Raw genomic sequence first — 8,609 nt, forward strand, 5'->3', positions numbered from 1 at the left:
TGAACAGGACGCCAGGCACATGGCGGCCCGGCCTCCAGCGTGACGAGCACGTTCGGCCACGTCGCGGGGGTGGATTCGTCCACCGGTGTGAAGAGGGTCAGGCGCCACAACATGCCGACACCGCCAGAGGTCAGCGCGATCGCCGCGGCGACTGCCGGCGCACCAAGATAAAGGCCCGTGAGGAGCAGAGCCGGAAGGCCCAGACGGTAACGAGAGATCACGTGGCACTTACAGCGACGGCGGGAATGAGGGGACGCCTGGAGGGGATTGCCCCTGTGGGTTCTGCCCGGAAACCGGTGCGCAACCGCGCCGGTGTGTACGTTCACGTGGCCGGTGCGGTGGCGCGCAAGCCAGATGGGCGTACGCGTTCTCGGTCCCGCGCGGGATCTCCGGATGCACCAGGACGTACCCGATGGCAATTAATCAGGCGCATTCGTCCGCCCCGATCGCGATGATAGGGATGTGACCGACATCGAACTCGCCGACGCGCGAGCGCTCGCCGAGAGCCTGCGGCAGGTCTACACCGTGGTGGCCGAGCGGATCGGCGAGGCCAACGCCACCTCTCCGCTGGTCGCCAAGGTGACCGAGCACCTCGGCTGCCCGCTCAGCGACGTGGTCGTCGTGGAGGAGAAGTACCGGCTCTACGAGCACGCCGCGCTGCAGACCGCCGCCGACCTCTACCTGGACGCCCACTCCCCCGGCGCGCAGTGGTTCGGCATAGTGGGCGGCGAGCGGCGCTGGGAGAGCATCATCAACATGCTGCTCGCGGCGATGCGTGAGGGCAGCCGCATGCTCGGCCGCCCCGACTACGGAACGGCCCCGATCGGCCCCGACACCACGATCGAGATCGTGCAGCTCGGCCTGGTCGCCACGGCGGCGCCCGACGGCGCCCCGGTGCTCATCGGGCTGAGCAACAAGGACGACTACGACGGCCACAGCCTGCTCACCGTGCTGGCGGCCCGGCGGGACGTTGCGAGCGCCGTACGCGACGAGGTGAACCGGCTCAAACAGGACAACGACCCGTTCCGCGGTCAGGTGCTCAGCTTCGGCTTCAGCGAGCACAGGGAGAACGAACTGCTCACCTTCCTGCCCCGCCCCGAGCTGGACCCCGACGAGGTGGTCCTGCCGGAAGGACGGCTGGAGGCCATCGAGGAGCACGTCGTGGGGATCGCCGAGCACGCCGACCGCCTCACCGAGGCCGGCCAGCACCTGCGCCGGGGGCTGCTGCTGTACGGGCCGCCGGGCACCGGCAAGACCCACACCACGCGCTACCTCATCGGGCGGCTGCGCGAGCACACGGCGGTGCTGATGACCGGACCCGCCATGCGCAAGATCGACTACGCGGTGGCGGTGGCGCGCAAGCTGCAACCGTCCATCGTGGTCGTCGAGGACGTGGACCTGATCGCCGAGGACCGCAGCCACCACGAGACCAGCCCGCTGCTGTTCTCCCTGCTGGATGCCATGGACGGGATCAGCGGCGACGTCGACGTGACGTTCGTCCTGACCACCAACCGGGTGGAGGCCCTGGAGAAGGCCCTGGTGCAGCGGCCCGGCCGGGTGGACCTCGCGGTGGAGGTGCCGCCGCCTGACGCGGCGGCGCGCGAACGCCTGATCCGCCTGTACGCCCGCAACCGGCCCATTGTCGCCGACACCGCCAAGGTGGTCGCCGCCACCGAGGGGGTCACGGCGTCGTTCATCAAAGAACTGCTGCGCCGGGTCATCCTGGTCGCGTTGCGCTCCGACGAGCGGGTGCTCACCGACGATCATTTCGACACGGCGCTGCAGGCGATGGCGGGCGACGGCCAGGCACTCACCCGCGCGCTCCTCGGCTCCCAGGAGACGGCGGCTCAGCCGAAGCACGAGCGTACGGCCGCCCGGTTGGAGCCGCCCGCCTGCTCGTGACCCGAAGCCGGCCCGCCGCCTGCGCCGCGGGCTGCCTGGATCAGGGCGGTCACGACGTCGGCCGCCGAGCGGGGTCAGGGCGGCCAGGGTTTCGTCGGCGAGGGACGGGCGCTTCCGGCGAGCTGTACGGGCGGCTCAGCAGGTGCACGTTGGATAGCTCGCTCGCTCGCCTCCTGCCGCCTGTCTGCTGCGCCGGCGGTGGCGTCGTTAGGGTGGCGGTGTGATTCGCGCCGTGGTGATCGATGTGGATGACACGCTCTGCCTGACCGAGGCGGCGTGTTTCGAGCTGGAGAACGAGGTCCTGGCGGGTCTCGGCCGTGCGCCGATGTCCCGGGCGGTGCATCTGTCCACGTGGGGGTTGCCGCTGCTGGAGGCGATGCCGAAGCGTTCGCCGGGCGTCGATCTCGTGGCGTTCGCGGCGGAATATCGGGAGGTGCTCGGGGAGTACGTGGCGGACGGCCGGCTGGATGCGGTCACGCCGGAGAACCTGTGGGCCCTCGATGAGCTTGCCGCGGCGGGGCACGATGTCCTGCTGCTGACCTCGCGCACAGAGGCGGAGGTGGAGCATCTGCTGGCACCGGATCATGTCCTGGCGGGCCGGTTGGACGGCGTTTACCATGCCGGCAACGTGCGTTTCGGTAAGCCGGACGGCCGCGCTTTCGACGAGTTGCTGGCTGCGACGGGACTGGAGCCCGGTCAGTGCGTGTACGTGGGCGACTCCCCCGGTGACGCTCAGGCCGCCAACGGGGCGGGGCTGGGTTTCATCGCCTGCATGCAGAGCGGCGTCAGGCGGCGTGCGGATTTCGACGGGCATCGCGTGGACGCGTTCATCGATGCGTTTCCCGAGATGGTGGAGGTCGTTGCCCGCTGGGAGGGCGGGGAGCGCCGGATGAGTCAGCTCTAGGGATCCAGGACGAGACAGGCCAGTTCGTCCGCGTCGGTCGCCGCCCGGTCGAAGGCTGAGCTGAGCAGGTTCATGACGGACGTGACCGGTACACCACCCACCTGCCGGGCACGCTGGCGCGCGTCTGGGCGAACTCAGCAAGACGGTCAAGCACCTGCGGATCAGCCGCAAGACCCTCATCTCCCTCGCCGAGGAGGATCTCGCCCCGGCCAAACCGGTCGCGCCGCCAACTGTCCTCGGTCGCCCCGCCTACCAGCACAGTCTCACCGTCTTCGGCGAGGTCGGCGGCTCGCTGCGCGCCCGTGACCTGGCCCTGACGCGGAACGGCATCCAGCACGTCCGCGCCAAGCTCAAACGCCTGGCCGGCCGCGGCATCCTCGTCGAGACCGAGCCGGGATCATTCACCCAGCCGCGCCCATAGCCGGACCGGTGAGTCTCCGGCCGACCGACCTGTCCCAACCCCGACGACGAAAGGGACATCGACTCGCGGAACGTACTGGCCAGATGACAACCGATCACCGTCATCCCTCTCGTACCGACCCGTCCGCCGCCACCGTGAGGACAACATTGGGGCCGCCTTCCCCGCACTCTGGGCCGTTCGGGAAACGTCCCTTCGGTGTGACCTCGAGCCTGCGTTCCAGCAGCGGCTTCGCGCCGGCGCCGTGCAGCGTCAGCCGGATCGTCACCGGCCGTTTGGGCAGCCCCGCCACGTCACCGAACCCGTTCTTCTCGCCGGTCCGCTCTTCATCCGCCCGACAATTGTCACCGGAACAGGTCTCCCTGGCCGCCCGCGTGGACGGCCTCAACTCGACGCCGACCTGTTTGCAGGCACCGTCCCAGCACACCTCCATCGTGGCGGCGCTGGCCTCGGCGGCAAGCGGAGCTGCAATGTGCAAGCTCACACCAACGGGGGTGCCGATCGCGGTACACGCCGCCTCGGGCGAACAGCCGGTGGCGAGCAGGAGTGTCAGCAGAGTGAGTCGACGCACATTCCCTCAGACGAAAGTCAGGCGGGCCGGGTTCACCACGACGGGGTTCGGGACACGTCCGTGTTGTCGAAATGCGTGGCAAGCCCGTAACCAGCCGGCCTTACCCAACCCCAACGACGGAAGGGCATCGGCTCGCGAACCGCCCTCCGAGAAACGCTGGACTGACGTCATGCAGGCGGTGATCTCCATCAGCGAGGGCAGCTTCCTCGGCGGGCCGGGCCGAGTGCCGGCTGACGGATTCGTAGGGACGTTCGCGGTCGTCGACTCCGTTGCGCCCAAGCAGGGCTGACGGCGGAGTTCGCGGCCTTGGAGGTCAGGTGGGTGAGCGGCCTTCGAGAGGGTTGGCGGCGATCCGCCCCGCGACGTCGTTCCTGACCGATACGGCGGCAGCGCTGTCCGGCTTGCGCCTCGCCTGGTCCTCGAAGCACGCCAGGAACTGCGCGCCGAATCCCAGCCGAGGGTAGCGGACGAGCATCTCCGCCCGGGCGTCCGGCGAGAACTCCTCCGGCCGCCGTCCGACCACCTCCCAGCTTGTGGCGACCTGCAGCAGGTGGGACTCGGGGTCGGTAGCCGGGGACACGTCCTCGCGCATGTGCAGCATGATGATCTCGGTGACCCTGGCGGCCCGGCCGACCGGCCAGCCGGCCGCCACGCCGAAAACCCAGGCCAGCTGTCCTCCCGCCTCCTCGAACGGCAGCCGATGGCTGTCGAAAGCCTCCGTCAGCCCGATGTCGTGGAGCAGCGCCGAGACGTAGTAGAGCTCGTCATCAAAGGCGATGCCGTGCGCTGTGCCGTACATCGCTCCCCACAGGTAGGAGCGGACGCAGTGGTTGAACAGCGCGGGCGAGCAGAAACGGGTGGCCACCGACAGCGCCGCCACGGCGGCGGGAGTCTCCGGAAACATGGGTCCAACTTTTCATCTGGCCGTCAGGCCTCGATGTCCGACCTTGGCCGCATGCCAGCGGTGATACCCGATGCGGGAGTCGCGCTGATCAAACCCGCGCCGTTGCGCCCAGCCGATAGCCCTACCTTGGCGGATCGTCGACCTTGAGCGTGTCTCTCGTGTTGGAGACGAAGACGACCGGCAGCTTCGCCGGTTGCGTCCGGCTGGAGTTCTCCATGAGCACATGGTGAGCGCCCCGGCAGTGCCGCCCCAGTAGACGAACCCGCGGGAGCGATGCGCGGCAGCAGCCTCGACGATCTCCACACCCCGTGACCCAACTTGCGCATTCTTTCTGCGATTACAGGACGGGAAATCCTTGGCAGTCAAGGTCTTTTGCCCCGCTCCGAGCGTTACCAGAAGGTCGCTTTGGGGAGTCGAATAACCGCGGCTGTTCAAGAGGCTGTCTCTGGCCCCGACCTTGGATGACCTTGTAGTGGTTTTGTAGCGACTCTGTGGGCGTGGTGAGGTACCGTCCCGCTGTCGTGATCAACTTGATTAACAGGACATCGCTTGCCGCAGGTCGGAATCGCTATGGCGGCAGGTCGATGTCCAGCCGCAGGAAAGGGGTATCCAATGTCGGAACGTGAAGGAAATCTCGTACGGAAGGTGGCCTTGACGGCCGCCGCGTTCGCCGCCGCGTCCGCGGTCGGGGTCGGAGCAGCCGGTGCCGCTTCGGCTGCCGAGTCCTCTCAGGCGAATCTCTCCGAGGTCGCGGCGACCACCGACCAGAACAGCGCGCTCGGTGCGGTGCTGAACCGGGTGACCGCCGACGACGATGTCTTCCGTCCTGCGGGCACTTTCAACAGGTGACGGAGCGGGTTCGTTCCCGTGGCTGATCGGGCCGTGTAGCGGCCGGCTGGGACACGAAGGGCAGAGAGGCGAAGGACATCGTGATCGAGCTACCGATCGTGCGGGTGAAAGAGCGAGCTGCAGAATGGCCGACTCAGGACGTGACCGATCAGGCGCTTGAGGATCCGTACTGGCGCCCTCTGCCCTTCGTGGAATTCGCTCTCAAATTCCACGGCCGGTGCAACCTGGCCTGTGACTACTGCTACATGTACGAGATGGCCGACCAGAGCTGGAAGAGCAAGCCGGTGGCCATGTCACGCAAGACGATCGACCAGGTCGCCTTCCGGCTCGGAGAGCACCTTCGGGCTCACGCCGACGAAATTGCGGGAGCGTCGGTGCGGATGCACGGCGGCGAAGCGCTGCTCGCCGGCGCGGATCAATTCGCGTACGCGGCGCGAGCGTTCCGGAACGCCGCGCCGTCCGAGGTCCCGCTGCGGCTCGTCACCACCACGAATGGCGTGCTCCTTTCTGACGAGAACCTCTTGAACGTCCTGCGCGAACACCGCATCGGTGTCACGGTCAGCCTCGACGGCGACAGGGAAGGGCAGAACCGTCACCGCAAGTACGCCAACGGCCGCGGCAGCTATGACCTGGTGATGCGCGGCATCGAGGTTCTGAACGGCCCTGATTACCGCGACCTCTTCGACCTTGTGCTGTGCACCATCGACCTGGAGAACGACCCCCTGACCACCTACGAGGCGCTGCTCGCCACCGGGGCGCCGGCCGTGGACTTCCTGCTGCCGCTCGGCAATTGGTCGGCTCCTCCACCGGGATGGACCGCCGGGGACGGAGGCACCGCATATGCGGACTGGCTGATACCGATCTTCGAGCGCTGGTATTCCACGGTGCCGCTTCCGGCCGGTGTCAGGCTCTTCGAGAACATCATGACGTTGTCCCTCGGCGGTCATGCCTACACCGAAGGGCTGGGGCTCAACCCGTTCCAGCTCATCGTCATCGAAAGCGACGGAACCATCGAACTCGGTGACGCTTTGAAGTCCGCCTACGAGGGCGCCCCCTACACCGGCTTGGACGTTTTTCGTAACACGTTCGACGACGCGCGACTCCTTCCGGGCGTCGTCGCCCGGCAACGAAAGGTGGCCGGCCTGTCGCCGATCTGCGTTTCCTGCTCGATCCGGGATATCTGCGGGGCCGGCGAGTACAGCACTCGATACCGCGCCGGCTCGGGATTTCTCAATCCTTCCGTCTACTGCGCCGATCTGGCCAAATTGATCTGCCACATCCGCGACCGGGCGCTCACTGACGTGGAACGGTTGAGGGCCGAGCGGGCGGCGGCCGGCTGAGAATTGGAGCCGGCGGCCGAGGACGTTGACGTGCCGTACAACCCCCTTGAGGAACGCGCGACGACTGGCCGCCGTACGGCACCACCACGACACCGTGATGCGTGAGGTCGCAATCGAACGCATCACCGACGCGGCTACCGAACCCACCATCCAGCGGCTCATGCGCACCCCGCTGACGTTTTCTCAGCGACGTGACCAACGGGCTGGTGGAAGGCGCGTCTCCCAGGCAACCGGCTACCGCTACCTCCACGAAGGCATCGACGTCCTCGCCAGCCAGGCGCCGGACCTGCACGAGGTTTCGGCCGCTGCCGAGGCGAGGGCATGACCCACGTGATCCTCGACGGCACGCTGATCGCCTCCGACCGCGTCGCCGGTCTCCGTGAGAACGGCAACGACCTCTGGTTCGGCCAGAAGCACAAGGCGTTCGGCGGCAAGGTACAGTTCCTGGCCACTCCTGACGGTACCCCGCTGTGGGTCTCCGACGCCGAACCCGGCTCCACCCCCGACCGCCTCCACGCATTCCCCGTCCTCTACAAGGCGGCGGCCGACGGCCTGCCCACCCTCGCCGACAAGGGCTACATCGGCGCCGGCATCGGCATCCTCGTCCCAATCCGCCGTCCGCAAGGCCAGTCGGAACAGGCCCTGCACGCCGACACACGAACTACGAATAACCTGATCAGAGGCATCCGAGCGCTCGGAGAACGCGCAGTCGCCGAACTCAAGCAGCGCCGGCGAGCCCTGCAGCGCGTCACCATCAGCCCCAGCCGGATAGGGGACATCGCCCGCGCCGCCCTCACACTCAACGCGATCTGGAAATGATCATCACTGGAAAACGTCACTGCCTGACTCCTGTGCTGCCCGTCGGCTTCGCCGCGTCAGTCAGTCTGCACCGGGGTAAGCGGTGGTGCGCCACCAGTCGCCGGCTTTCAGATGCTCGATCAGCCGTGAGTCGGTGACCACCACGTCGTAATCGGCCCCTACGCGTATCTCCTCGCATCGGAGGAAGGCCGCGGCGGATTCAGGGGACATCTCGTTGAACGGCCCTTCATCCTCCCAGGGAAATCCTCTGCCACTTTCAGACAGCCGTTCTTCGGCCGCCGCCGTGAAGGGGTAGTTGCGCGTCGCAGTCCGCTCCACACTCTCGACGAAGTCGCGATTCATCCCATCGTCCTCGTCAACAAGAAGGTCCAGTATGGTCTCATCCTCTTCCAGATCACGGAGGAAGAAGCTCTTGTCGGGCAGCGGCCAGTGCCAGACGTCCGGGTTGAAGGCAGTTACCCGCAGTTGTATGCGGCGACGCGCTGGATCGACGGCCAGCACCCTTACCGCGTAGAGATCAGTCACGTCGCCATTCTCTGCTCGGGCACCCCCGCATCGTCAAAGGCCTCATACGCAGCCTCCGCGCCCTGCGCGAGCACACCGCCGCGGAACTCAAGCAATCCTGGCGAGCTCTGCAGCGCGTCACCATCAGCCCCAGCCGCAACGGCGAGAGCACACCGCCCCGCTCTGGACCTCAACGCAATCTGGAAGTGATCACCATTGAGAAAACCTCACTGGAAGTGACCGTCATGTCGCTTCTGGTGGACGGCATGTGAAAACCCCTCCCCAAGAATCTCGCTCAGTGACGTGATCTCAGCGAATTCCCGGCAGGTAATTGTGCTCGAAGTGGGTGAGGACAAGTGCTGCGCGGGCGATGTCGCCGATTCGGCTGGGGCTGACGG

Annotated in this window: 10 protein-coding genes; 6 read left to right on the forward strand and 4 right to left on the reverse strand. The window is 67.1% G+C overall.

The genetic code is table 11. The annotated features are described in order from the left end of the window. Window positions 1–462: 462 nt before the first annotated feature. Both ACWEPL_RS53620 and ACWEPL_RS53625 read left to right on the forward strand, forming a co-directional pair. Complete coding sequence (locus tag ACWEPL_RS53620; protein WP_363968170.1) at window positions 463–1,902, forward strand: ATP-binding protein; 1,440 nt, start codon at window positions 463–465, stop codon at window positions 1,900–1,902. Window positions 1,903–2,122: 220 nt separating this feature from the next. Beyond that, window positions 2,123–2,806, forward strand: coding sequence for an HAD family hydrolase (locus ACWEPL_RS53625; RefSeq protein WP_452441072.1), 684 nt, complete (start codon window positions 2,123–2,125; stop codon window positions 2,804–2,806). Between the two features lie 70 nt (window positions 2,807–2,876). On the opposite strand, the gene ACWEPL_RS53630 is transcribed toward ACWEPL_RS53625, so the two are convergent. From ACWEPL_RS53630 to ACWEPL_RS53640, 3 genes are all read right to left on the reverse strand, one after another. Then, on the reverse strand, window positions 2,877–3,143 hold the full coding sequence (locus ACWEPL_RS53630) for a hypothetical protein (RefSeq protein WP_452441073.1): 267 nt from the start codon (window positions 3,141–3,143) through the stop codon (window positions 2,877–2,879). 184 nt (window positions 3,144–3,327) lie between these two features. Further along, window positions 3,328–3,702, reverse strand: a complete 375-nt coding sequence (locus ACWEPL_RS53635) for a hypothetical protein (RefSeq protein WP_452441074.1) — start codon at window positions 3,700–3,702, stop codon at window positions 3,328–3,330. Window positions 3,703–4,108: 406 nt separating this feature from the next. Next, window positions 4,109–4,699, reverse strand: a complete 591-nt coding sequence (locus ACWEPL_RS53640; RefSeq protein ID WP_363968176.1) for an HD domain-containing protein — start codon at window positions 4,697–4,699, stop codon at window positions 4,109–4,111. 645 nt (window positions 4,700–5,344) lie between these two features. Between ACWEPL_RS53640 and ACWEPL_RS53645 the strand changes: the two genes are divergently transcribed. From ACWEPL_RS53645 to ACWEPL_RS53660, 4 genes are all read left to right on the forward strand, one after another. Next, window positions 5,345–5,548 carry a hypothetical protein gene (locus ACWEPL_RS53645; RefSeq protein WP_355212577.1) on the forward strand — a complete coding sequence of 68 codons (204 nt, stop codon included), beginning with the start codon at window positions 5,345–5,347 and terminating at the stop codon, window positions 5,546–5,548. 80 nt (window positions 5,549–5,628) lie between these two features. Then, complete coding sequence (locus ACWEPL_RS53650; protein WP_452441075.1) at window positions 5,629–6,888, forward strand: FxsB family cyclophane-forming radical SAM/SPASM peptide maturase; 1,260 nt, start codon at window positions 5,629–5,631, stop codon at window positions 6,886–6,888. A gap of 97 nt (window positions 6,889–6,985) precedes the next feature. After that, complete coding sequence (locus ACWEPL_RS53655) at window positions 6,986–7,213, forward strand: hypothetical protein (RefSeq protein ID WP_452441077.1); 228 nt, start codon at window positions 6,986–6,988, stop codon at window positions 7,211–7,213. Continuing rightward, window positions 7,210–7,707, forward strand: coding sequence for a transposase family protein (locus tag ACWEPL_RS53660; RefSeq protein ID WP_452441078.1), 498 nt, complete (start codon window positions 7,210–7,212; stop codon window positions 7,705–7,707). Before ACWEPL_RS53655 ends, ACWEPL_RS53660 begins: the two co-directional genes overlap by 4 nt. A gap of 60 nt (window positions 7,708–7,767) precedes the next feature. On the opposite strand, the gene ACWEPL_RS53665 is transcribed toward ACWEPL_RS53660, so the two are convergent. Continuing rightward, complete coding sequence (locus tag ACWEPL_RS53665) at window positions 7,768–8,232, reverse strand: hypothetical protein (protein WP_452441079.1); 465 nt, start codon at window positions 8,230–8,232, stop codon at window positions 7,768–7,770. Window positions 8,233–8,609 lie beyond the last annotated feature (377 nt).

Source organism: Nonomuraea sp. NPDC004186, assembly GCF_053603495.1.

What these genes read in the sequence shown, in the direction of transcription:
- ACWEPL_RS53640 (WP_363968176.1), bottom strand. Translation starts at nt 4,699, where the DNA reads ATGTTTCCGGAGACTCCCGCCGCCGTGGCGGCGCTGTCGGTGGCCACC.
- ACWEPL_RS53655 (WP_452441077.1), top strand. Translation starts at nt 6,986, where the DNA reads ATGCGTGAGGTCGCAATCGAACGCATCACCGACGCGGCTACCGAACCC.
- ACWEPL_RS53660 (WP_452441078.1), top strand. Translation starts at nt 7,210, where the DNA reads ATGACCCACGTGATCCTCGACGGCACGCTGATCGCCTCCGACCGCGTC.